Source organism: Nocardia sputi (assembly GCF_023501985.1).
In genome coordinates this window covers 321,637-343,460 of sequence record NZ_JAMFLC010000008.1, presented here as the reverse complement: position 1 = coordinate 343,460, position 21,824 = coordinate 321,637, and the positions used below count along the sequence as shown (strand labels likewise).

25 protein-coding genes and 1 tRNA gene are annotated in these 21,824 nt (G+C 66.8%); 12 read left to right on the top strand and 14 right to left on the bottom strand.

Going from position 1 to position 21,824, the window contains the following annotated elements; translation table 11 throughout:
* Window positions 1-905, top strand: a 905-nt coding sequence (locus M8859_RS14160; RefSeq protein ID WP_504928418.1) for a cytochrome b family protein, incomplete at its 5' end; no start/stop codon positions are given.
* Between the two features lie 97 nt (window positions 906-1,002).
* Here the strand turns inward: M8859_RS14160 and M8859_RS14155 are convergent.
* Entirely contained in the window at window positions 1,003-1,188 is a 186-nt protein-coding gene (locus tag M8859_RS14155; RefSeq protein ID WP_372492910.1) for a DUF397 domain-containing protein, read from the bottom strand.
* 448 nt (window positions 1,189-1,636) lie between these two features.
* Here M8859_RS14155 and M8859_RS14150 point away from each other — a divergent pair, with 448 nt between their 5' ends.
* The 3 genes from M8859_RS14150 to M8859_RS14140 are packed head-to-tail and all read left to right on the top strand — an operon-like array spanning window position 1,637 to window position 3,796.
* Window positions 1,637-2,119 carry a DUF309 domain-containing protein gene (locus M8859_RS14150; protein ID WP_195069782.1) on the top strand — a complete coding sequence of 161 codons (483 nt, stop codon included), beginning with the start codon at window positions 1,637-1,639 and terminating at the stop codon, window positions 2,117-2,119.
* A 56-nt stretch (window positions 2,120-2,175) separates the two neighbouring features.
* Window positions 2,176-3,093: a tRNA glutamyl-Q(34) synthetase GluQRS gene (gene gluQRS, locus M8859_RS14145; protein ID WP_159922674.1), complete on the top strand. Its 918-nt coding sequence runs from the start codon at window positions 2,176-2,178 to the stop codon at window positions 3,091-3,093.
* A 46-nt stretch (window positions 3,094-3,139) separates the two neighbouring features.
* A complete protein-coding gene (locus M8859_RS14140) occupies window positions 3,140-3,796 on the top strand; it encodes an RDD family protein (protein ID WP_159922672.1) in 657 nt (218 codons plus the stop codon).
* A 75-nt stretch (window positions 3,797-3,871) separates the two neighbouring features.
* Here M8859_RS14140 and M8859_RS14135 read toward each other — a convergent pair whose 3' ends face one another.
* Window positions 3,872-4,384 (bottom strand): DUF4190 domain-containing protein, encoded by a 513-nt coding sequence (locus M8859_RS14135; protein WP_159922670.1) that lies wholly within the window; start codon window positions 4,382-4,384, stop codon window positions 3,872-3,874.
* Window positions 4,385-4,413: 29 nt separating this feature from the next.
* Here M8859_RS14135 and M8859_RS14130 point away from each other — a divergent pair, with 29 nt between their 5' ends.
* Window positions 4,414-5,193 carry a queuosine precursor transporter gene (locus M8859_RS14130; RefSeq protein ID WP_159922668.1) on the top strand — a complete coding sequence of 260 codons (780 nt, stop codon included), beginning with the start codon at window positions 4,414-4,416 and terminating at the stop codon, window positions 5,191-5,193.
* A gap of 5 nt (window positions 5,194-5,198) precedes the next feature.
* Here M8859_RS14130 and tgt read toward each other — a convergent pair whose 3' ends face one another.
* From tgt to M8859_RS14105, 5 genes are all read right to left on the bottom strand, one after another.
* The gene (gene tgt, locus M8859_RS14125; protein WP_195069783.1) at window positions 5,199-6,443 is read right to left on the bottom strand and encodes a tRNA guanosine(34) transglycosylase Tgt; all 1,245 of its coding nucleotides are present in this window, start codon (window positions 6,441-6,443) and stop codon (window positions 5,199-5,201) included.
* A 66-nt stretch (window positions 6,444-6,509) separates the two neighbouring features.
* Window positions 6,510-8,414, bottom strand: coding sequence for an ABC transporter ATP-binding protein (locus M8859_RS14120; protein WP_159922664.1), 1,905 nt, complete (start codon window positions 8,412-8,414; stop codon window positions 6,510-6,512).
* Window positions 8,411-10,144: an ABC transporter ATP-binding protein gene (locus tag M8859_RS14115; protein ID WP_159922662.1), complete on the bottom strand. Its 1,734-nt coding sequence runs from the start codon at window positions 10,142-10,144 to the stop codon at window positions 8,411-8,413. The genes M8859_RS14120 and M8859_RS14115 overlap by 4 nt, the downstream gene beginning before the upstream one ends.
* Before the next feature lie 89 nt (window positions 10,145-10,233).
* A complete protein-coding gene (locus tag M8859_RS14110) occupies window positions 10,234-10,737 on the bottom strand; it encodes an RrF2 family transcriptional regulator (RefSeq protein WP_159922660.1) in 504 nt (167 codons plus the stop codon).
* A gap of 38 nt (window positions 10,738-10,775) precedes the next feature.
* Window positions 10,776-11,369, bottom strand: coding sequence for a TetR/AcrR family transcriptional regulator (locus M8859_RS14105; protein ID WP_159922658.1), 594 nt, complete (start codon window positions 11,367-11,369; stop codon window positions 10,776-10,778).
* A 206-nt stretch (window positions 11,370-11,575) separates the two neighbouring features.
* On the opposite strand from M8859_RS14105, the gene M8859_RS14100 reads away from it, so the two are divergent.
* Entirely contained in the window at window positions 11,576-13,870 is a 2,295-nt protein-coding gene (locus M8859_RS14100) for an MMPL family transporter (RefSeq protein ID WP_195069784.1), read from the top strand.
* Between the two features lie 59 nt (window positions 13,871-13,929).
* On the opposite strand, the gene M8859_RS14095 is transcribed toward M8859_RS14100, so the two are convergent.
* Together M8859_RS14095 and M8859_RS14090 are read right to left on the bottom strand one after the other, a co-directional pair.
* Entirely contained in the window at window positions 13,930-14,184 is a 255-nt protein-coding gene (locus M8859_RS14095; protein ID WP_159922654.1) for a hypothetical protein, read from the bottom strand.
* 217 nt (window positions 14,185-14,401) lie between these two features.
* Window positions 14,402-14,602 (bottom strand): hypothetical protein, encoded by a 201-nt coding sequence (locus M8859_RS14090; RefSeq protein WP_159922652.1) that lies wholly within the window; start codon window positions 14,600-14,602, stop codon window positions 14,402-14,404.
* A gap of 184 nt (window positions 14,603-14,786) precedes the next feature.
* Between M8859_RS14090 and M8859_RS14085 the strand changes: the two genes are divergently transcribed.
* From M8859_RS14085 to M8859_RS14065, 5 genes are all read left to right on the top strand, one after another.
* The gene (locus tag M8859_RS14085) at window positions 14,787-15,071 is read left to right on the top strand and encodes a DUF6191 domain-containing protein (protein ID WP_159922650.1); all 285 of its coding nucleotides are present in this window, start codon (window positions 14,787-14,789) and stop codon (window positions 15,069-15,071) included.
* A gap of 66 nt (window positions 15,072-15,137) precedes the next feature.
* The gene (locus M8859_RS14080; protein WP_159922648.1) at window positions 15,138-15,446 is read left to right on the top strand and encodes a hypothetical protein; all 309 of its coding nucleotides are present in this window, start codon (window positions 15,138-15,140) and stop codon (window positions 15,444-15,446) included.
* A 4-nt stretch (window positions 15,447-15,450) separates the two neighbouring features.
* Complete coding sequence (locus tag M8859_RS14075) at window positions 15,451-16,068, top strand: carboxymuconolactone decarboxylase family protein (protein ID WP_159922646.1); 618 nt, start codon at window positions 15,451-15,453, stop codon at window positions 16,066-16,068.
* A 53-nt stretch (window positions 16,069-16,121) separates the two neighbouring features.
* On the top strand, window positions 16,122-17,528 hold the full coding sequence (locus tag M8859_RS14070) for an amidohydrolase family protein (RefSeq protein WP_249644322.1): 1,407 nt from the start codon (window positions 16,122-16,124) through the stop codon (window positions 17,526-17,528).
* A gap of 6 nt (window positions 17,529-17,534) precedes the next feature.
* Window positions 17,535-18,485 (top strand): antibiotic biosynthesis monooxygenase, encoded by a 951-nt coding sequence (locus tag M8859_RS14065; RefSeq protein WP_249644321.1) that lies wholly within the window; start codon window positions 17,535-17,537, stop codon window positions 18,483-18,485.
* Between the two features lie 5 nt (window positions 18,486-18,490).
* Here M8859_RS14065 and M8859_RS14060 read toward each other — a convergent pair whose 3' ends face one another.
* The 4 genes from M8859_RS14060 to M8859_RS14045 all read right to left on the bottom strand — a co-directional run bounded on the left by M8859_RS14060 (window position 18,491) and on the right by M8859_RS14045 (window position 20,174).
* Complete coding sequence (locus M8859_RS14060; protein ID WP_159922640.1) at window positions 18,491-18,946, bottom strand: cytidine/deoxycytidylate deaminase family protein; 456 nt, start codon at window positions 18,944-18,946, stop codon at window positions 18,491-18,493.
* A 72-nt stretch (window positions 18,947-19,018) separates the two neighbouring features.
* Window positions 19,019-19,106: transfer RNA gene (locus tag M8859_RS14055), tRNA-Ser, on the bottom strand.
* Window positions 19,107-19,156: 50 nt separating this feature from the next.
* On the bottom strand, window positions 19,157-19,591 hold the full coding sequence (locus tag M8859_RS14050) for a nucleoside deaminase (protein ID WP_159922698.1): 435 nt from the start codon (window positions 19,589-19,591) through the stop codon (window positions 19,157-19,159).
* A 43-nt stretch (window positions 19,592-19,634) separates the two neighbouring features.
* Window positions 19,635-20,174 (bottom strand): tRNA adenosine deaminase-associated protein, encoded by a 540-nt coding sequence (locus M8859_RS14045; RefSeq protein ID WP_159922638.1) that lies wholly within the window; start codon window positions 20,172-20,174, stop codon window positions 19,635-19,637.
* A gap of 58 nt (window positions 20,175-20,232) precedes the next feature.
* Between M8859_RS14045 and M8859_RS14040 the strand changes: the two genes are divergently transcribed.
* Complete coding sequence (locus M8859_RS14040) at window positions 20,233-21,183, top strand: prephenate dehydrogenase (RefSeq protein WP_249644320.1); 951 nt, start codon at window positions 20,233-20,235, stop codon at window positions 21,181-21,183.
* Between the two features lie 22 nt (window positions 21,184-21,205).
* Here M8859_RS14040 and M8859_RS14035 read toward each other — a convergent pair whose 3' ends face one another.
* Entirely contained in the window at window positions 21,206-21,820 is a 615-nt protein-coding gene (locus tag M8859_RS14035; protein WP_159922634.1) for a putative glycolipid-binding domain-containing protein, read from the bottom strand.
* Between the last annotated feature and the right edge of the window lie 4 nt (window positions 21,821-21,824).

Here is a 21,824-nt window from a genome sequence, read left to right as displayed (position 1 = left end):
ACAACGTGGTGGGCGCGCGGATCGTGCCGGTGTTCGCCGCCGACCAGGGCGCGTTCTTCGCCTTCACCCTCGGCATCGTGGGCATCATGGGCGGGGTGTTCCAGATCAACCCGATCTGGAACCTGGGTCCCTACAACCCCTCGCAGGTGTCGGCGGGTTCGCAGCCGGACTTCTACATGATGTGGACCGACGGCATGGCCCGGTTGATGCCGCCGTGGGAGCTGTACATCGGCAACTACACCGTGCCTGCGGTGTTCTGGGTCGCGTTGATCATGGGCTTGGTGTTCGCCGTCCTGATCGCCTATCCCTGGATCGAGAAGCGGCTCACCGGCGACCGGGCCTACCACAACTTGCTACAACGCCCGCGTGACGTGCCCGTTCGCACGGCGATCGGCGCGATGGCGATCGCGTTCTACGTGGTCCTGACCCTGTCGTGCGTCAACGACATCATCGCCTACAAGTTCGATATCTCCCTGAACGCGACCACGTGGGTGGGCCGGATCGGCATTCTGCTCGGACCTCCGCTGGCCTACTTCCTGGCCTACCGCATCTGTCTCGGGCTGCAGCGCAGCGACCGCGCGGTGCTCGAGCACGGCATCGAGACCGGCGTGATCAAGCGCTTGCCGCACGGCGAGTACATCGAGGTGCACCAGCCGCTCGGCCCGGTGGACGAGCACGGTCACCCGATCCCGCTGGAGTACCAGGGCGCGCCGGTACCGAAGAAGATGAGCAAGCTGGGCGCGGCGGGCAAGCCGGGCACGGGCAGCTTCCTGCGGGCGGATCCGCGCGAGGAGAGCGAGCGGCACTTCGCGACCGAGCACGAAGAGGAACGCAAACAGCTCGCCGTGCTGCGCACGGTTCAGCAACGGGTGAACGGTGACGGAAACGGCTCCGGCCACCGATGATTCGAGGGCACCGCCCCTCCTGCCCGAAAACCGCGAAGGCCCCGAGTCCACGCGACCCGGGGCCCGCTTTGCCTTGTTCAGGCGATTCCGGAGCGGTTCAGCCGCGCCGGAACTCTCCCGTCGAGACCCCCGTTAGGAATGCATCCCACTCACCCGGCGCAAACGCCAAGACCGGGCCACTTCCACTGTCCTTGGTGTCACGAACCGCGACACTGCCGTCGACGAGAAAAGCGACTTCCACGCAGTTCCCATCCGGACCGCTGTATGTGCTCTTGCGCCACACAGCGCCCGTCCAATCAACCTCCACGGCACTAGCTCCTTTGCTGCGTCGAGAGCGAGATTTCTCCTGACATCGTTCCAGCTAGCATCGGTACCCGACTCCGGAAGCCGAATCCCGTGGTGCACTCCTCGCCGGAGCGCACATTCTCGGTGCGTCGATATCGCACATCGAGTTCGAGAGGAAATTAACCTCGCGCGGGGCCTGTCCCCGCGCGGTAACACTAGCAGGTCCCTCGAAAGTTTGCCGGGCTCTTGCCTATTCAATCATCGCAACCACACACGTTTGCGAAGCAGGGAAGTTGCGGGAGCATTGCCAGCCCGTGGCATTCATTCCCAGCACCGGCGTACCACAATGTATTTAACGGATGTGATTGCTCTGTTATCGGACGACAATTCGCGCACGGCCACGGGCCGCGTCGACGCCGCGGCGGCGGCCGTGCATGATGGAACCTATGGTCGAACGCGCTCGCGACGACGCAGGTCGTGCCCGTAATGCCCGTCCGCGCGACCGCCTCGGGCGTCCACTGCCTCCCGGCAGCACCGGAGTTGCCCGAATTCCCGACGATCTCGATCTTCCACCCCAGCAAACCTTGGCCTTCGCCCAGCAACTGCTGGACGACGGACTAGCATTCAACGCACATGAGGTTTTAGAGGCCGCGTGGAAGAACGGACCGTTCGCCGAGCGGATGCTGTGGCAGGCGCTCGCGCAGTTCGCTGTCGGGCTAACCCACATACAGCGCGGAAATCCCAAGGGAGCGCGTACACTGCTCGCCCGCGCTGTGTCGCGGTTGACGGCATACCGCCCCGAGAGTGGGCAGGCGCCCTACGATATCGACCTCACCGGACTGGTCGCGCACGCCGAATCACTACTCGCCACGCTGGCGGCCGGCGACGAACCGTCCGAGGCCGACCTGCGGCCGCGTCTGCGCGTCTGACCGCCCGGCTTTTACCATGGCCGACGTGCGCACCTCATCGTCTACCAGCCGGGCCCGTGCCTGAGCCGGGCGCGGGCCGGTATGCGCCGAGCCCGTCCGGGGACCTGCACCTGGGCAATCTCCGCACCGCGCTGCTGGCCTGGGCGTTCGCTCGCTCCACCGGCCGCCGGTTCCTGCTCCGCATCGATGATCTGGACCGGGTGCGCCCCGGTGCGCAGCAGCGGCAGCTGGAGGATCTCGCCGCGATCGGCGTGGACTGGGACGGACCGGTGGTACGCCAGTCCGATCGATTGCCGCGGTACGAGGCGGCCATCGAACGCCTCACCGCCGCCGGGCTCACCTACGAATGCTTCTGCACCCGAAGGGAAATTCAGAAGGCCGCGTCGGCGCCACACGGGCCGTCGGGCGCCTACCCCGGCACCTGTCGCACGCTGAGCGCGTCGGCGCGCGACCGGTGGCGCGCCGAGGGCCGCCCGGCCGCGCTGCGCCTGCGGGCCACCGCGACGCAGTTCGAAGTGCACGACGAGCTGCACGGTCGCTACCGCGGTCCGGTCGACGACGTGGTGCTGCGCCGTGGCGACGGCATCCCGGCCTACAACCTCGCCGTCGTGGTCGACGACGCGGCACAAGGCGTGGACCAGGTGGTGCGCGGTGACGACCTTTTGCCGTCGACCCCGCGACAGGCATACCTCGCGACGCTGCTCGACCTTCCGGTGCCGCGCTACGCCCACGTGCCGCTGGTGCTCAACACCGAACGGCGTCGACTGGCGAAACGGGATGGGGCGGTGACACTCCGCGAACGCTTGGCGCTCGGCAACACGCCGGAGGAAGTAGTCTCGGCACTGGCCGCTTCGCTCGGCTGCGCCGCGACATCGTCGTCCGAGCTACTCGCGCGTTTCGACGCCGGGCGGCTACCCCGCGAACCATGGATACTCGACGTGAATGGGTTGTTGCAACGCAGCCGATGTCCGTAACGTACGCATCGTCCAACTACTGATCAATCGACGAGGACAAACAACTATGACAAGCGGTGGGTACGACCCCAACCAGTATCCGCAGGGCGGGCAGCCGTACGGGCAGCCGTACCCGCAGGGCGGCGACCAGTACGGTCAGCAGCCTCAGTACGGGCAGCAGCCGCAGTACGGGCAGCAGCCCCAGTACGGGCAGCAACAGCCGCAGTACGGCCAGCAGCCGCAGTACGGGCAGGATCCCTACGGTCAGTACCCGCAGCAGCCCGGGTTCAACAACTACGGCGGCCAGCCGGGCGATCTCGGCACCCGCATCGGCGCCCGCGTCATCGACGCGATCATCCTGATGATCCCGTACTTCATCCTCTACCTCCTGGTCAACAACTCGGTGGGCCTGACCATCGGTCTCGGCCTGGTCTGGACCCTGGTCCAGCTCGGCTACTTCGTCGGCATGGAGACCTCGCAGGGCACCACGCTCGGCAAGAAGATCCTCGGCCTGAAGGTGCTCGCCCCCGGTGGCGCCGCGAAGATCGACCCGGTCACCTCGCTGAAGCGCAACGTGTTCGTCGCGGCGAACATCATTCCGTGCGTCGGCGGCCTCGTCTCGCTCGGCTTGGCGATCTACATCATGGTCACCATCTCGCAGGACCCGAACAAGCAGGGCTGGCACGACAAGTTCGCGGGCGGCACCCAGGTCGTCAAGGCCTGATCCGCCACAGCGGCACCGAATGCGTAGGGGCGCACCCGAATCGGGTGCGCCCCTGCTGCTTCCCGGCCCGCGCCGCTACGCGCTGGTCGCTCCCGCGATGATCACGACGACGAACCACAGGATGCCGAGCACGATCGCGCCGACGCCGATCCAGATGCCGGCCAGCGCCATGCCGCGCCCTTCTTGACCGCTCTGCTTGATCTGGTTCAGTGCGACCACGCCGAGGATGATGCCGACGATCGAGCCGAGCCCACAGGTGACGAACCCGACCAGCGACGAGATCAGCGCACCGATCGCCATGCCGTTGGTGCCCTGCGCCGGGACGCCGTAGGGCTGATAGGGACTCTGATAGCCGTAGTTCGGCTGGGGGTACGGCTGTTGCTGATAGGGCGGGTACTGCGGTTGCGGAGGCGGCGTCATCGGCTGCGAGGGCGGCTGTACCGGGTACTGCGGCGCCGACGGGTAACCCGACGGCGGCTGCTCAGGGCTCGGGTACTGCGGCACCGAGCTCTGCCCACCGGACTCCGGCGACACGCCTTGGCCGCCGTACTGCTTCCACCACTCGTCGGAATCGCCGGGATTCGTCATTGCTACAGCGTATTCCACAACCTGGTTGGATGATGCGGGTGAGTGAGTCGAAAACCACCCAAGAGCACGGCGGGCCTGGGCGCCCCGCGGACCATGCGGCATTTGCCCAGGTGGCGCGGGGGTACTACGCACCGATCGTGGCACTGTTCACTGCGACCTTGATCATTTCCAATATCTGCGCCACCAAGGGGGTGGAGTTCCTCGGCGATCGCTCGGTGTCGCTGGGGCCGCTGCAAATCCTGCCGATCGCCACCGACGGCGCCTTCTTCCTGTTCCCGCTGGCCTACATCCTCGGCGACGTACTGAGCGAGGTGTACGGCTTCCGCGCCACTCGGCGCGCCATCTACTACGGCTTCGCCGGACTGCTGCTGACGGTCGTCTGCTTCGCCATCGCCATCCGGCTGCCCGCCGCGGGGTTCTACGAGAACCAAGAGGCGTTCCGCACCGTCCTCGGGACGACGCCGCGCCTGGTCGTCGCGGGTCTGGCCGGGTACTTCGTCGGCCAGCTGCTCAATTCCGCGACGCTGGTGCTGATCAAGGAGCGGACGAAGGAAAAGTACCTGTGGGCCAGGCTGATCGGGTCGACCATCGTCGGCGAACTCGCCGACACGCTGATCTTCTGCTCGATCGCCGCGGGCGCCATCGGTATCGACACCTGGCAGCAGTTCGTCAACTACGTGATCGTCGGCTTCATCTGGAAAACGCTCTGCGAGGTAATTGTGCTTCCGATCACCTACCGGGTCATCGCGTTCCTCAAGAAGCACGAACCCACCTACGCGCCCACGCAAGGCGATCCGCTGCGCACCTGACGAAATCACACAGAACTTCTCCCACTCCCCCAGCGGCCCAGTGTCTCGGCCTTGTGTTCATCGAAGTAGCCGCCCTCGATGCTGTCCCGGATACGGTCGACCAGGCGAATCGTGAATCGCTCGTTGTGGATCGTGCACAGCGTGGCCGCGAGCATCTCCTTGGCCTTGAACAGGTGGTGCAGGTAGGCGCGCGTGTAGTTGGCGCAGGTGTAGCAGTCGCAGTTCTCGTCGATCGGGGTGAAGTCGCGACGGAAACGGCTGGTGTTGATGTTGAACCGGCCGGTGTCGATGTAGATCGCGGCGTTGCGGGCAACCCGGGACGGGTTGACGCAGTCGAAGGTGTCCGCGCCGTTCTCGACGGCGGTGAAGACGTCCTCCGGTTCGCTGATGCCCAGCATGTGACGCGGTTTGTCCTCGGGCAGCTCGTCGCAGCACCATCCGACGATGGCGCCCAGGTTGTGCTTCTCCAGCGCGCCGCCGATGCCGTAACCGTCGAATGCCGTTCCCCCGCTCGCGCGAATCGACTCGAGCCCGCGACATGCCTTACGGCGCAGGTCCTCGTACTGCGCGCCTTGGACGACGGCGAACAGCGCCTGGTACGGGCGGTGGGTGCGGGCGGCGGTCAACCGCTCGTGCTCGTCGATGCAGCGCTGCGCCCACTCGTGCGTTCGCTGCACCGAGCGCTCCTGGTAGGCACGGGTATTGAGCAGGGTGGTGAGCTCGTCGAAAGCGAACATGATGTCGGCGCCGAGCTGGTGCTGGATGCCCATCGACACCTCGGGGGTGAACCGGTGCGCCGAGCCGTCGAGGTGTGAGCGGAACGTGACACCGTCGTCGTCCACGGTGGCCAACCGCTCTTTGCCGGGTGCGATCACGTCGTCGCTGCGGACGTCGACCGCCTCCATCGCCAGCACCTTCTTGAAGCCCACACCCAAGGACATCACCTGGAACCCGCCGCTGTCGGTGAAGGTCGGTCCCGGCCAGTTCATGAACGCGCCCAGCCCGCCCGCTTCGTCCACGATGTCGGGGCCCGGCTGCAGGTAGAGGTGGTAGGCGTTGGCCAGCAGCGCCTGGGCGCCGAGCTCACGCATGGTCTCCGGCAGCACCGCCTTGACCGTCGCTTTGGTGCCCACCGGGATGAAGGCGGGCGTGGCGATCGGACCGTGCGGCGTGGCGATCACCCCGGACCGGCCGTGCCGCCCGTCCAGGCGCGTACCGACGGTGAAGGAGAAGGATTCGGGACCGGGCACCCCGCTATCCTCGCAGTTCGCCGATCGCAGACCGCGGCAGGCCGCCGGTCGGCGCCGGTGGCCGGATCACACCACTCCCGCGAACTGGGCGTTGTACAAGCGGTAGTACGCCCCGCGTTCGGCGAGCAGGCGTTCGTGCGTGCCGTGTTCCACGATCCGGCCCGCTTCCATGACGACGATCAGATCGGCGTCGCGAATGGTGGACAGGCGGTGGGCGATGACGAAGCTGGTCCGGTCGCGACGCAGCGCGGCGGTTGCATGTTGCACCAGCACCTCGGTGCGGGTATCCACCGAGCTGGTCGCCTCGTCCAGGATGAGGATCGACGGTTTGGCCAGGAACGCGCGCGCGATGGTGATCAGCTGTTTCTCGCCCGCGCTGACCCCGGAGCCCTCCTCGTCGATGACCGTGTCGTAGCCGTCGGGCAGGGCGTGCACGAAGCGGTCGACGTAGGCGGCGCGCGCCGCGGCGAGGATATCCTCCTCGCTCGCGTTCGGGTTGCCGTAGGCGATGTTCTCCCGGATGGTGCCGCGGAACAGCCAGGTGTCCTGCAGGACCATGCCGATGCGCGAACGCAGGTGGTCCCGGGTGATCTCGGTGATGTCGACGCCGTCGACCGTGATCGCGCCCGCGTCCAGTTCGTAGAACCGCATGAGCAGGTTCACCAGCGTGGTCTTGCCCGCGCCGGTCGGGCCGACGATGGCGACCACATGGCCGGGCTCGGCCACCAGGGAGAGCCGCTCGATCACCGGCTTGTCGGGTTCGTAGCGGAACGAGACGGCCTCGAATTCCACCCGGCCGCGGTCGACCGGGCGGGCGTCGGCCATCACCGGGTCCGGACTCTGCTCCTCGGCGTCGAGGATCTCGAAGATCCGCTCGGCCGAGGCGACGCCGGACTGCAACAGGTTGGCCATCGCGCCGAGCTGGGTCAGCGGCTGGCTGAACTGGCGGGAGTACTGGATGAACGCCTGCACCTCACCGAGCGAGAGGCTGCCCGTCGCGACTTTGAGGCCGCCTACCAGCGCGACCAGCACGAAGTTCACGTTTCCCAGGAACATGATCGCGGGCATGATCAGGCCCGAGATGAACTGCGCTTTGAAGCTGGCCTGGTAGAGCTCTTCGTTGCGCTGGTCGAACTCCTTGCCGACCTCGCGGTTGCGGCCGAACGCGGTGACCACCTCGTGCCCCGTGTAGGCCTCCTCGACCTGGGCGTTGACCAGTCCGGTGTACTTCCACTGGTTGACGAAGTGCGGCTTGGACCGTTTCGCGATCTGCGCGGTGACCACGATCGCGGCGGGGACGGTGAGCAACGCGATCACCGCGAGCGCCCACGAGATCCAGAACATCATGACCAGGATGCCGAGCACCGAGAACACCGAGATGAGTAGCTGGCTCATGGTCTGCTGCAGGCTCTGGGAGACGTTGTCCACGTCGTTGGTCACCCGGCTGAGCACGTCACCGCGCGGCGCGGAGTCGAAGTAGCGCAACGGAAGCCGATGGATCTTGTCCTCGACGTCGCTGCGCAGCCGCTTCACCGTCCGGTTGATCACGATGTTGAGCAGGTACCCCTGCAACCACCCGAAGACGGCGGCGCCGATGTACAGCGCGAGCACCACGGCGAGAACCCGGCCGACCGCGCCGAAGTCCACTCCCACGCCGGGGACCACGTCCATGGCGCCGAGCATGTCCGCGAAGGTGTCGTCGCCCTCGGCTCGCAGCGCTTCGATCGCTTGTTCCTTGGTCACGCCGGGCGGCAGTTGCTTGCCGACCACGCCGTCGAAGACCAAGTTGGTCGCCTTGCCGAGAATGTAGGGGCCGAGGGTGTTCAGCACCACCGACGCGAGGACGAGCGCGATGATCAGCCCGACCTGCAACCGTTCCGGGGCGAGCCTGCGCAGCAGTCGTTTCAGGGATGGTCCGAACGATTTCGCCTTGCTGTCCGGAGCACCGGGACCGGGCATTCCGGGTCTCATCGCGCCTCCTCGGCACTCAGCTGCGACTCGACGATCTCCCGGTACTCCGAGCAATCCCGCATGAGTTGCTCGTGGGTGCCGACACCCGCCATCGCGCCGTCTTCGAGCACCACGATCTGGTCCGCGTCCCGGATGGTGGCTATCCGTTGGGCGACGATCAGGACCGAGGCGTCGGCGGTCTCCGGCTTCAGCGCTTCGCGCAGCCTGGCGTCGGTCGCGACGTCGAGCGCGGAGAACGAGTCGTCGAACAGGTACACCCTCGGCTTCTTCACCAGCGCTCGCGCGATGGCCAGCCGTTGACGCTGACCTCCGGAAACCGTTGTGCCGCCTTGGGCGACGGGGGCTTGCAATCCCTCCGGCATCTCCCGCACGAAATCGGCGGCCTGCGCGATTTCCAGCGCACGCCATAGTTCCTCGTCGGTGGCGTGCGGATTGCCATAACGCAGATTGCTCGCGACCGTGCCGGAGAACAGATACGCCTTCTGCGGGACGAGGCCGATCTGCGCACGCAACACCTCGAGGTCGATATGGCGGACGTCGGTGCCGCCGACGTAGACCGCGCCGTCGGTGACGTCCATCAACCGGGGGATCAGGTTGACCAGTGTGGTTTTCCCGGAGCCGGTGGAGCCGACGATCGCGGTGGTGGTGCCGGGACGCATCTGGAACCGGATGGCTCTCAGCACCGGCTTCTCCGCGCCGGGGAAGGCGAACTCGGCGAATTGGATGTCCACGACGGCCGGGTCGTCGGTGAACGGCTGCGGCAGGCGCGGCGGGTGGACCGAGGATTCGGTGTCGAGCACCTCGCCGATCCGGTCGGCGGAGACCGCGGCGCGCGGCGCCATCATGGCCAGGAACGAGGCCATCATCACGGCCGTGAGGATCTGCATGATGTAGGACAGCAGCGCGGTGAGCGAACCGATCTGCATGTGCCCTTCGTCGATCGCGTGCCCGCCGAACCAGATCACCGCGACGGCGGTGACATTGCTTATCAGCATGACTGTGGGGAACATCAGCGCCATCAACCGGCCGACGCGCACCGCGGTATCGGTGAGTTCGGTGTTGGCCAGGCCGAACCGCCAGGTCTCCTGCCGTTCCCGCACGAACGCCCTGACCACGCGGATGCCGGTGATCTGCTCGCGCAGCACCCGATTCACCTCGTCGATCCTGGCCTGCATGTCCCGGAAACCGGGCACCATCTTGGAGATCAGCACGGCCATGGACAGCCCCAGCGCGGGCACCGCGATCAGCAGCAGCCAGGACAGACCCAGGTCTTCGCGCAACGCCATGATGATGCCGCCCACGCACATGATCGGCGCCATCACCAGGATGGTCGCCGACATCACGACGAGCAGCTGAACCTGCTGAATATCGTTGGTATTGCGGGTGATCAGGGAGGGCGCGCCGAACATCTTCACTTCCCGCGCGGAGAATGTGCCGACGCGGTGCAGCAGCGCGCCGCGCAGGTCGCGGCCGGCGCCCATGGCGGCCTGCGCGCCGATATAGACCGAGGCGGCCGACGCGACGATCTGCACGCCCGTGACCGCGAGCATCCACAAGCCGGTGGTCCAGATGTAGCCGATATCACCTTTGGTGACGCCGTTGTCGATCAGGTCCGCGTTCAGGCTGGGCAGATACAGCATCGCGATGACGGAGATCAGCTGAAGCACAACGACCCCCGCGAGCTGGGCGCGGTAGGGGTACAGATGTGTGCGTAGCAGTCTGGTCAGCATGATGAATCGCAGGCTACCGGCTGTCGGCGCGATACGTCGTGGAGATTCCTGACCTGCATGAATGCTCTCCCGTCGGGGTGTGCGCGGAGTCAGCGGCGCGCCCAGGCGCCGGGATCTTCGGTGAGCGCTTCGACGAATCCGGGCAGCCGGTTGCTCGCGATGTCGGCGATGGTGACGTTCTCCAGCACCGCCCGGATGTTGACCCGCAGCGCGATCCACACCCGCTGCAACGGCTCGGCCGCGCCGGAATAGTGGACGTCCTCCGGTCGCGCACCGCGCACCGAGGCCAGCGGGCCCTCGATCGCGCGGATCACGTCGGCGATGGAGATCTCGGCGGCGGGCCTGGCCAGCCAATAGCCGCCGTCCGGACCGCGTCTGCTGATCACCAGTTCGGCTCGGCGCAATTCGCCGAGCACGGACTCGAGCACTTTGGGTGGAATTCGCTGGGCGGTCGCGATCGCTTCGGCCTTCACCACCGGTGCGACCTGTACGAGCGGTGCGCCGAGCCCGAGCACGGACTGGTCGAGCCGCGGCGCACTTGCGATTTCGAGCAGCGTTCGCACCGCGTAATCGACCTTCGCGGTGATGTGCACAGCGATGACTCCTGGCGTCGAGGTGGGATAGCTCGAATCTACGCGGCGCCGCCACCTGCCAGCACGCAGGTCGCGGCATCCAGCAGTGAGGATTCCACCACCGAATCGTCCGCACCAGGCACGAGTTCCTTGGACACCAGCGCCACCCCGATCACCTCGAGCGCCGCGCAGGCGCGCAACTGCGCCTCGTCGGTGGCGTCCGGTCCGGCCAGCCACTCGCGCAGCGCCCGGCTGGCGTCCATCAGATCCGGATAGCGGTCCGCCATGACGTTGACGATCGCGACGGTGTCGCGCACGACGAGCGCACCGGCGTCACGGTGATGGATGAGGCCGCGCAAGTAGACCCGCAGGACCTGGCGAATGCTCTCGGCGTCGTGCGGCACCTGGTCGAGATCGTCGACTACCGAACGCATGTGATCGACGATCGGATCGATGATCGCCAATAGCAGATCGAGCTTCGACGCGTAGTGATAGTAGAGTGACGCCTTTGTGATTCCTACCGCATCCGCGACCTCGCGCAGGCTGGTCTGCTCGAATCCTTTGGCGCCGAACAGCTTCATCGCGGCCTCGCGAATCGCGCTTTTAGTGCCTCCACCTGCGGCGACAGCGCCGGGTGTGTCACGCACAGACATCCGATGATCCTCTCATCACCTTCACATCGAGCGAATATCGCCCGGCAGAATAGAGGTTGTACCTCCGCTTAGCTCCTGGGTAGTCTACCTACCGCACGGTAGGCAGAAAGCGTCAGTGGAGGCGGAGACAGGCAGGGCATCTCCGCGAGAGTGCTGTCTACACGCAGAACCAGCACGATCCCAGTCATCGCTAGGAGAAACCACTCGTGTCCGTTTATCTGTATAGATGGGGAAAGTTCGCTTTCCGCAGGAAATGGATAGTCCTTCCCGTCTGGCTCGTCTTGTTCGTGCTCCTCGGTGGCCTCGGAGCACAGCTCAGCAAGCCGATGACGAACGACTTCAGCCTGCCGAACCTGCCCTCCGAACGCGCCAACGAGATCCTCGACAAGCACTTCCCCGGCGCCTCCGCCGCGTTCAAGTTCGACGCCGTCACCGGCACATACGTCATCGGCGCGCTCGAGGGGCAGAAGCTGACCGACCCGGCGAGCCGTGCGGCGCTGGAAGCGTTCATCGCCAAGCTGGGCCAGCTCGACATCGTCGATCACAGCAAGCCGGTGGTCGACCCGGTCGAAGCGGCCGAGCAGATGGGCTGCCTGTCCGCCCCTGATCCCGCGCAGTGCAGTGGCGCGCCGCTGAACGTGCTCAGCAAGACCGCGCCGGAGACGGTGGCGGTGATCAACGTGCCGTTCACGATCAAGACATTCACCGACGTGACCGACGAGCATCGCGCGGCGGCCTACGACGTGGCCGCCGACGCGCGCAACGCCGGGCTCACCGTGGAGATGAGCGGCTCTATCGCGCAGAAGCAGGAAGCCCCCAGCGGCAAGTCCGAGATGATCGGCATGGCTGTCGCACTGCTGGTGATGATCGTGGCGTTCGGCGCGATCGTCGCCGCTTTCGTGCCGATCGTCACCGCGATCGTCGGCCTCGGCGCGGCCACCTCGCTGATCATGGTCGGCACCTCGGTGATCGAGGTGCCCAGCTTCACCACGTTCCTCGCCTCGATGATCGGCATCGCGTTGTCCATCGACTACGCGCTGTTCATCGTCTCCAGGTACAAGCACGAACTGGCGGTGCAGGATTCGCCGGAAGAGGCCGCGGGCAGCGCCCTCGGCACGGCCGGTTCCGCTGTGGTGTTCGCCGGCCTGACGGTCATCATCGCGCTCGCGGGCCTGAGCGTGGTCGGCGTCAAATTCATGACGTTCATGGGTCTGGGTGGCGCGATCGCCGCCGCTTTCGCGGTGCTCACCGCGATCACGCTGATGCCCGCCCTGCTCGGCGCGTTCGGCCGCTTCCTGTTCAAGCCGAAGTTGCCGCTGATCGCCCAGCACGACCCCGAGGACGACAACTCGGTCACCAACGGCATGCGCTTCGGCAGGCTGATCGGCAAGGCGCCGTGGGCCGCGCTGCTGCTGAGCATCGTGGTGCTCGGCGCGCTCGCCGCCCCCGCCACCGGCCTGAACCTCGGCCTGCCCGGCGAGGACAGCATGCCGAAGACCTCGACCGTCCGCAAGGCCTACGAGCTGCGCACCGAGGGCTTCGGCGAAGGAAGTAACGGCATACTGAACGTGGCCGTCGATCTGGCCGACGTCCCCGCCGACAACCGCGATGCGGCGGTCGAGGCGCTGCGCACCAAGCTCGCGTCGTACCCGGGCATGGATTACGTGACCGCGCCGCAGTGGAGCGAGGACAAGCAGGGCGCGCTACTGGACGGTGTGCCGAAGTCGGGACCGAACAACCAGGCCACCAAGGACCTGGTGCAAGACGCCCGTGAAGCCGAAGGCGCGCTGCGGGCCGAGTACGGCATCCAGTACGGCGTCACCGGGACCACGGCGATCTACGCCGACATCGACCATGTGCTGCTCAGCAAGATCGTGCCGTACCTGGCGATCGTGGCGGGCGCCGCGTTCGTCCTGCTGATCCTGGTGTTCCGTTCGGTCCTGGTGCCGCTCACCGCGGCGCTCGGCTTCCTGCTGTCGATGGCCGCGACCTTCGGTGCGACCGTGCTCGTCTTCCAGGAAGGCGCGCTCGGCCTGATCGAGGATCCGCATCCGCTGGTGAGCTTCCTGCCGATCATGCTGATCGGTCTGGTGTTCGGTCTGGCGATGGACTACCAGGTATTCCTGGTGACCCGGATGCGCGAGGAGTTCGTGCACGGCAAGTCGCCGACGGACGCGGTGGTCGCCGGTTACCACCACGGCGCCCGCGTGGTGACCGCGGCGGCGATCATCATGATCTCGGTGTTCGGTTCGTTCCTGATGGAGACCGACGTGACGGCCAAGTCCATGGGCTTCGCCTTGGCGGTCGGCGTGCTGCTGGACGCGTTCGTCGTCCGGATGGTGCTGATCCCGTCGTTGCTGGTGATCATGGGCAAGTGGTCGTGGTGGATGCCGAAGTGGCTCGACCGCATCCTGCCCGACATCGACGTCGAGGGCACGAAGCTGCGTGAGTTGCAGCAGCGTTCGGCCGAGACGGCGAAGCAGCCGGTCGGCGTCGGCTGATCCGACAACCGTCACTCGGCCCCGCACCCGGATCTCTCGGGCGCGGGGCCGAGTGCGTTTCAGGAGCTGGGTTGCGGAAGTTCGCACGCGCCGACTCTCGGGTTCACCCCGACGTAGTTGAGCGGACCGGCGAGGGCGGTGAGACCGATCGTGCCCCAACCGGCGCAGTTGATCGGAGGGCCGCTGTCGAAATAATGCCGCTGACCGGCTGCCAGCAACCCGATCGCCAGCCATGCCAGCAGCAGGAACCCGAACAGTTGGGAGCCCGCCCCTGGACCGCGCCTGGCACGCGCACGGCGTTCGTAATCGCGCATCTCATCGGCTCCTTCCGTGCTCCTCCCATGGGGCGGATACCCGGAATGCACACAGTTACCTAAATAATCGCTGGTAAAACCGCATGAGTGCATCTTTAGCTAATATTCAGCTTACGCAATGTGAGACCCGACCGTGTCACTTGCCGCCCCACCTCACACGACAACGGACGGCCAGGCGGCGCACCGCGCCTGGCCGTCCGTCCTCAGTGACGCTCGACTACGGACTCGGCTGTGGGACGTTGCAGTCCTCCACCTTCGGGTTCACGCCCATGTAGTTGAGCGGCCCCGCGATGACCGTGACGACGACGGTGCCGAAACCGGCGCAGTTGACCGGCCCGCTGTCGAAATAGTTGCGTTGTGCCGCGGCGATCACGCCGATCAGCAACCAGACCAAAACGATTATGCTTCCGATTCTCATGTTTCTCTCGCGCATCGTTCCCGCGCGGATTGTCCGACGGCGCATCTGGCATCGCGTCCTTCCCGCACTTACCGTATCGGGCGTATACCCCGGATTCCGTCCGATATCCGTCGCCGCACGGCAATTTTCGGGCCTTGTCGGGGTACGGGCGGGCGTGGGTCGTCCGCTGGTACCTTCGGCGAGCGTGGCGCTGCTGCAGTGGTCGATTCCCGGGTGGGTGATCCTTCTCGTGCTAGTGGCGGTCTACGAGCTGACCGTGAACAAACGCCGCAGGCGCCGCCGCGCTCCGGTTTCCGGCACGTTCACCGACGAGTTCACCGCGCTGTTCTACGCGACCAAACGTATGGAACTGGATCACCGGGAATCGGTGTCCATGCTGCGCGACGAGCAGGAGGGGGACGCGCCCCCACTGGTCGCGATCGACCTCGACCGCCGCAAGGTTGTGCTGCGCAGGAACGTGAGCGGATAGCGAATTCCCCTGCACGCCTGCGAAGGCGACGGTGCTCGGAGCAGAATGAGGCCCATGCGTGGCTCGATGAGTGAGAGATGGCAACGGTTCGGCGAGCACCTCGAGTCCGCGCCGGGGCGGTTGCCGAGCGGGGTCCGCAAAGTCCTGCGCGCGAGAACCGCCGCGACCGCGGACTCGCACGAGGACATCGCGCCGGAACTCGCCGCCTTCGCCGAACTCGTGGCCGACCGGTCCTACCGGGTCACCGAGCAGGACATCGCGGCGCTGAAGACCGCCGGGCACGACGACGACGAGATCTTCGAGGCGACCGCCGTCGCCGCCTACGGCGCGGCGGACCGGCGCTTGCGGGCCGCGCGCCGAGCGTGGGAAGGATAAGAAGATGTGGCTCGAGGCTGTACGGTCCGGGCACGACCGGCCGACCAGATTCATGCTGTGGACGATGCGGCGGTTCAGTGGCGTCGAGGTCCCCGCGGTGCTGAAAGTGCTCTTCTATCGGCATCGGTTCTTCGGCTCGCCGCTGTCGGAGTCGATCCAGGACGTCATGCGCGGACCTTCGTACTGGACCGTCGCCGAACGCGAGATCTTCGCGACGCACACCTCCCTGGCCAATGAGTGCCCGTTCTGCGCCACCTCGCACGAGGCGATCGCGGGCGCGTACGTCGACGCCGACGTGGTGACCCGCGCGCTGGCCGACGGCGCGGACTCCCCCCTGCGCCCCGAAGCGCGCGTCATGCTCGGCTTCCTCGCGAAAATGGCCCGTGACCCGGACGGGTTGACTCCCGAGGACGCCGCGGTGGTCCGGCTGGCGGGTGTTTCCCGAGATGCGTTCGACGAGGCCGTCTGGGTGGGCACGTACTTCAACGTGATCAATCGGATGATGAACGCGGTCGGGGCGGGCCCGCTGGAGGGCAGGCAGCCCAGCGTGAGCGCCCGATTCATCAAACTCGCCGGCTACCGCATGCCGGCGCCGGTGACATTGTTCTCACGCGGGGTCTGACCGGCGTTTCGAGCGATCCGCTCGCGTACCGGATGGTTTTGTGTTCTCCTCGAATGGTGAGCCAAGTCCACTTGGGGCACATTTTTCACATCGCCGGCAGTCCTGCTGCCGACGATGTTCCGACCGCGCTGGTCGACGTGCCGGACGGGGCTCTGATAATCGACGTTCACGGCCGGGTCGCATTTTGTGGATCACGCTCCGATATCCCGGCCGAGTATCGCGTCGAAACAGTGTTCGATCATCGGCCCGGATTCCTGCTTCCCGGGTTCGTCGACACCCATGTTCATTTCCCCCAGACCTTCGCGGGTGACGCTTACGGCGGTGGCCAACTGCTGGAGTGGCTGGAATCGTGCATCTATCCCGCGGAATCCCGGTACGCCGACCCGGAATTCGCACGGTCGGCGGCCGCCGAATTCTGTACACGGCGCATCGCCGCGGGCACCACGGCGGCGATGGTCTTCGGCTCGGCGTTTCCACAGGCGCAGGACGCGCTGTTCACCGAGACGCGCAGGTGTGGTCTACGGATGGTCGGCGGGCGCGGTATCCAAACGACGGGAGAGCGCTCGGCGGCAGCCCTGATCACCACCGAGGACGACGCCATCCGGCTGACGAGCGAGGAGATCGACAAATGGCACGCGGCCGACACCGGTGACATGAACACCGCGCTGTTGCACGTGGCGATCGTGCCACGCTTTTCTCTGGCGGTGACTCGCCGGACCTTGGAAAACCTCGGCGAATTGTACGATTCGGTGCGCGGACGCGGCGTCTATTTCCACAGTCACCTCAACGAGAACAACCGTCCGGGAACCGGCGAAGTCGACGCCACCAAGCAGGCGTACGGCGTGGCCACCTATCTCGACACCTATGACGGCAAGTTCCTGCCCGGTTCCGCGGCAGGGGGCAAAAGCCTGCTGGGCAGGCGCAGCATCCTCGCCCACTGCGTGCACTGCCAGGACGTCGAGCTGGGGCGGATGGCCGAAACCGGCACGTCGGTCGCGCACTGTCCGGTGTCCCAGCAGTTCCTCGGCTCGGGCACCATGCCGTGGAAGCGGACGCTCGCCTCGGGAGTCACGGTGGCCGCGGGCACCGATTACGGCGGCGGCGACGAATGGCTGATTCCCCAGGTGCTGTCGGCCGCGTTCAAAGTGCACATTTCCGAACCGGGAGAGCACGGCGTCTCGATGCACCCGGCGGAAATGCTGTTCACCGGCACGCTGGCGGGCGCGCGTGCCTTGGATATGGAAAATCGGTTCGGGAATTTCGACGTCGGTAAGGAAGCCGATTTCGTCGTTGTCGAACCGGCGCGCGTTCCGGCGCTGGAAAGCATGCTGGCGCACGGCATTCGTTCCGAAGACCCCGCACTGGCCCGGGATCAGACGCTGTTCGCGTTGCTGATGGGCATCCGCGAGCCCGCGATCGCCGAGGTCTACGTGCAGGGTCGACGCATCGACGTCCTATAGCTTTCGATGACCGCCACCGCCACCGCCGTCACGGTCTTTCACCGACCGGCGCACGACGCGGATTTCCGGGCGTGGTCGGCCAGGATGACCGAAATCGCCCGATGTGTAGACGGATTCGTGAACTCCTCTGTGTCGGTTACCGAACACCCGCTGTTCGAGCCGGGATTCAGCGTAACGTTCCGATCCGAGCCGTCGCTGCACGAATTCTTGGATTCGACCGAACGGGCGAGCGTCCTTTCCGAGGGCGAATCCCTCGGCTTCCACTGCAAGAGTGCGGATCTGATCATCGTCGAAGGCGAGTCACCGCCGCCCGGTATCGGCGTATTCCGGCACAACGTCGCGCCCGGCAAGGAAGCGGAATTCCAGGCGACCGAGGCGCGTCTCGTCGCCGCGAGTTCCAGGTTCCCGGGATTCGAAGGCGCCGCCTTGTTCCCGTCCGACGGAGGTCGGTGGTTTTCAGTGCTCCGCTTCCGCACGGCACGGCAGTTGTCGGAATGGATGCGCTCGTACGAACGCGCCGCCGCCTTGCCGGAATTGCGCTCGAAGCTGACCGAGGACTTCACCGTGGACGCGCACACCACGCCGTTCGGCTCTACGGTGCGAACGGTCGGCGGCGAGACCAGGATGACCCCGACGTGGAAGACCGCGATGCTGGTGTTGCTGGTGCTGTACCCGACGGTGATGGTGCTGTCGCGCTTCTTCGGGCCCGTGCTCGACCGGCTCGGTGCGCAACCGTGGCTGGCGTTGTGGCTGAGCCAGATCGTGAGCGTGGGCTTGATGAGCTATTTCCTGTCGCCTGCGGTCGCCACCTATTTCCGCCGGTGGCTCGATCCGGTCGACGGTGCGGGCCGCCGGATCAGCATCGCCGGGGCAGCGGTGATCATCGCGCTCTACGCGCTGACGCTGCTGCTGTTCGCGTCGGTGCGATGGTTGCAGTACTGGGACTACAACGACTGAACGGCTCAGGACAGGTCGAGATGGCGGTTCATGGACATCGCCGCCTCGGCCAGCTCGGGGAGCTCGAGCACGGTCACGCCCGCCTGCCGCAGCTTCTCCACACCGACGCAATTCACGACGAACGTGGACGGCTCACGCCACGCGATCACCACGACCGGGATGCGTGCCCGCAGTATCCGGTCGGTGCACGGCAACCGGTCCTTCGTCGCGCGTTCCGAGCAGGGTTCCAGCGTGCTGTAGAGCGTGGCCCGCCCCAGCCGCGGATCCTCCGAATCGAGCTTGCCGAGCGCGGCCTCCTCGGCGTGTTGCTTCGGGTCGGACTCGCGGGAGTAGCCGGTCGCGATCTCCGCCCCGTCGGCGACGATCACCGCACCCACCGAGAACGCGCCCTCGGCCACCGGGCACAGTCGCGCGAGCGCGATCGCCCGGTTCATCCAGTAGTGGTGGTCGGGCTCGGTCACCGGGACGACCTCCTTCAGCGGTCTATGCAGAAGAAAAGCCCCTCACCTGGTCGAACAGATGAGGGGCTGGAGCGGTGGCGGAGGGATTTGAACCCTCGGAGGGGGGTTACCCCTCACACGCTTTCGAGGCGTGCTCCTTAGGCCGCTCGGACACGCCACCGCCGACAACCATACCGGACCCTCGCCGGATCACTAAATCGCCAGGAGGCATCAGCGCTGGGTGCGGAAGAACGCGTCGAGCAGCGCCGCGCATTCGTCCTCCAGCACGCCGCCGCGCACCTGGGGCCGATGGTTGAGACGACGGTCACGCACCACGTCCCACAGCGACCCGACGGCGCCGGTTTTCGGCTCCCACGCACCGAAGACCAGACGGCCGACCCGCGCGAGCACCAGCGCGCCCGCGCACATGGTGCACGGCTCCAGCGTGACGGCGAGGGTCGCGCCCTCCAGCCGCCATCCGTCGCCGTGTACCGCGGCGGCACGGCGCAACGCCAAGATCTCCGCGTGCGCCGTCGGATCGCCGAGCGCTTCTCGCGCGTTCGCGGCGCGCGCGAGTTCCCTTCCGGTGGAGTCGAACACGACGGCGCCGACCGGCACGTCACGATCACCGGCGGCCGCCGCGGCGTCGATCGCGGCGCGCACCATTTCGGCGTCCGAAAGGCTCGGGCCGTCCGGTAGAACGCCCACGTCAGCGCGGCAGTTTGTCCAGCACCGCGGCGAGTTCGTCGGCGAAGCCGAGACGCTGGGCGATCATGCCGAGCTGCTCGTCCGGATAGAGCTCGGTCTCGGCGAGGATGACGCTCAGTACCGGTTCGGGCAGGCCGAGATCGGCCAGCACACCGAGGTCGCCCTCCTCCCACGGCTCGACGTCGTCCAGTTCGTCCGGGTCGATATCGGGGATTTCCACGTTGAGCGCCTCGAGCACGTCCGCGGCGATGTCGTAGTCGATCGCGGCCGTGGCGTCCGACACCAGCATCCGGGTCCCACTCGGCGCGGGTCTCAGCACGATGAAGAACTCGTCGTCGATGTCGAGTAAGCCGAACACCGCTCCGGAGCTGCGCAAAGCCTTCAGTTCGTTTTCCGCGGCGGACAAATCGGTGAGTGCGTCCCGGCTCAGCGGACTGCACCGCCATTTGCCTTCTTCGCGGACAACCGCCACTGCGAACCCTTCCACGTCGTCGTAATCGTCCGACGCCGCCCTGTTCGTGCCCGAGCGCTGTGCTGCCATGGCCGCAACGGTAGTCTGCTCGAGCTCAAATGTTGAAGTCGTATGCCAATCTGTTCCGGTGACTTCGGTGAAGAAAGCACCCGTATGCGTCCTCGGGACCGGTTTGATCGGTGGGTCGCTGTTGTGCGCGGCCGTCGCCGCGGGTTACGACGGCTGGGGATACAACCGCTCAGCGACGGGGGCGCAGGCCGCGCGCGCCGACGGGTTCGATGTCACCGAGGACTTGCCCGCCGCGCTGCGCCGCGCCGCGGAGACCGACGCGCTGATCGTCGTCGCGGTGCCGATGCCCGCGGTGGACCACATGCTCTCCGCGATCGCGACCTACGCGCCGGACTGCGCGCTCACCGATGTGGTGAGCGTCAAGGCGCCGGTCGCGGCCGCCGTGCGCGCCCGCGGTCTCGCCGACCGGTACGTCGGCGGTCACCCCATGGCGGGCACCTCCGAATCGGGGTGGGCCGCCACCGATCCCGCGTTGTTCCGCGATGCCGTGTGGGCCGTCGGCGTGGACGAGGGCACGAAGGTCGACCCGTGGACCCGCGTGGTGCGCCTGGCGCTGGATTGTGGCTCGGTGGTCGTACCGGTGGTGGCCGCGGAGCACGACCGCGCCGTCGCGCGCATCTCCCATCTGCCGCATGTGCTGGCGGAGGCACTGGCGCTGGCGGGCGCCGCGGGGGGTGATCTCGCGCTGGGACTCGCGGCCGGGTCGTTCCGGGACGGCACCCGGGTCGCGGGTACCGCCCCCGATCTGGTTCGCGCCATCTGCGAACCGAATTCGGCCGCGTTGCTGGAAGTGCTGGACGAAACCCTCACGGTCCTCGGCGACGCGCGCGACAGCCTGCGCGAGGAACAGTCCCTCGCGGATCTGGTCGAGGCCGGGCACGACGCGCGACGACGCTACGACTCCGCGCGGCGCCGGCCGATCACGGACATCCGACCGGGCGAGCGGGATTGGCTGGAAGACCTGCGGGCGGCAGGCGAGCGCGGTGGCGTCATCACTCAGCTGAGTTGACCTTCCGCCCACCGGCGCCGCCTCAGATCCGCTCGGCCAGGCCCGGGTAGTCCAGGAGGAAACCGTCCGCGTCCACCGTGACCGTCGCGCTGGAGACCGGCGACAGCACGCTGATGCCGCCGGCGGCGCTGCTGTAGATCAGCGTGGCCTCCTGCACGAGCAGGTCGGGCAGGCGCACATAGACCACCGGGACCTGGACTTCCTCGACCGCGTGCTGCAGGTCGTAGCGCCGGATCGGCAGGGTGTTGAAGAACGGGCTGAGCACCACGTCCACGTCGAGTGCCCCGGCGAAGGTGGAGCGGACGTGGTTGCCGCCCGCGTCGACGAGCCAGTAGTTCTCCTCGTCGCGGGCGATCGAGGCGTGCCGCTCACCGGCGGCGGTCGTGGTACGCAGCGACAGTCGTTTGGTCGCGCCGTTCTCGTCGGTGACCAGGTCGTAGGAGGCGCTGAACGCGGGGTGGTCCGCGCTCGCGCCGCCGATCATGCGCCCGGCGGCGCGGATGCGGTTGCCGTTGAGTTGCACCCGCACCGACTCCATCCGCGTCGCGTCGTGGGCGCGCCAGGTGAGGATCGCCGGCCACCGGGATTCCTGCGGGCTCGCGGCGGGGCGCTCGGGGTCGGAGGCTGGGGTCGTCACGTAT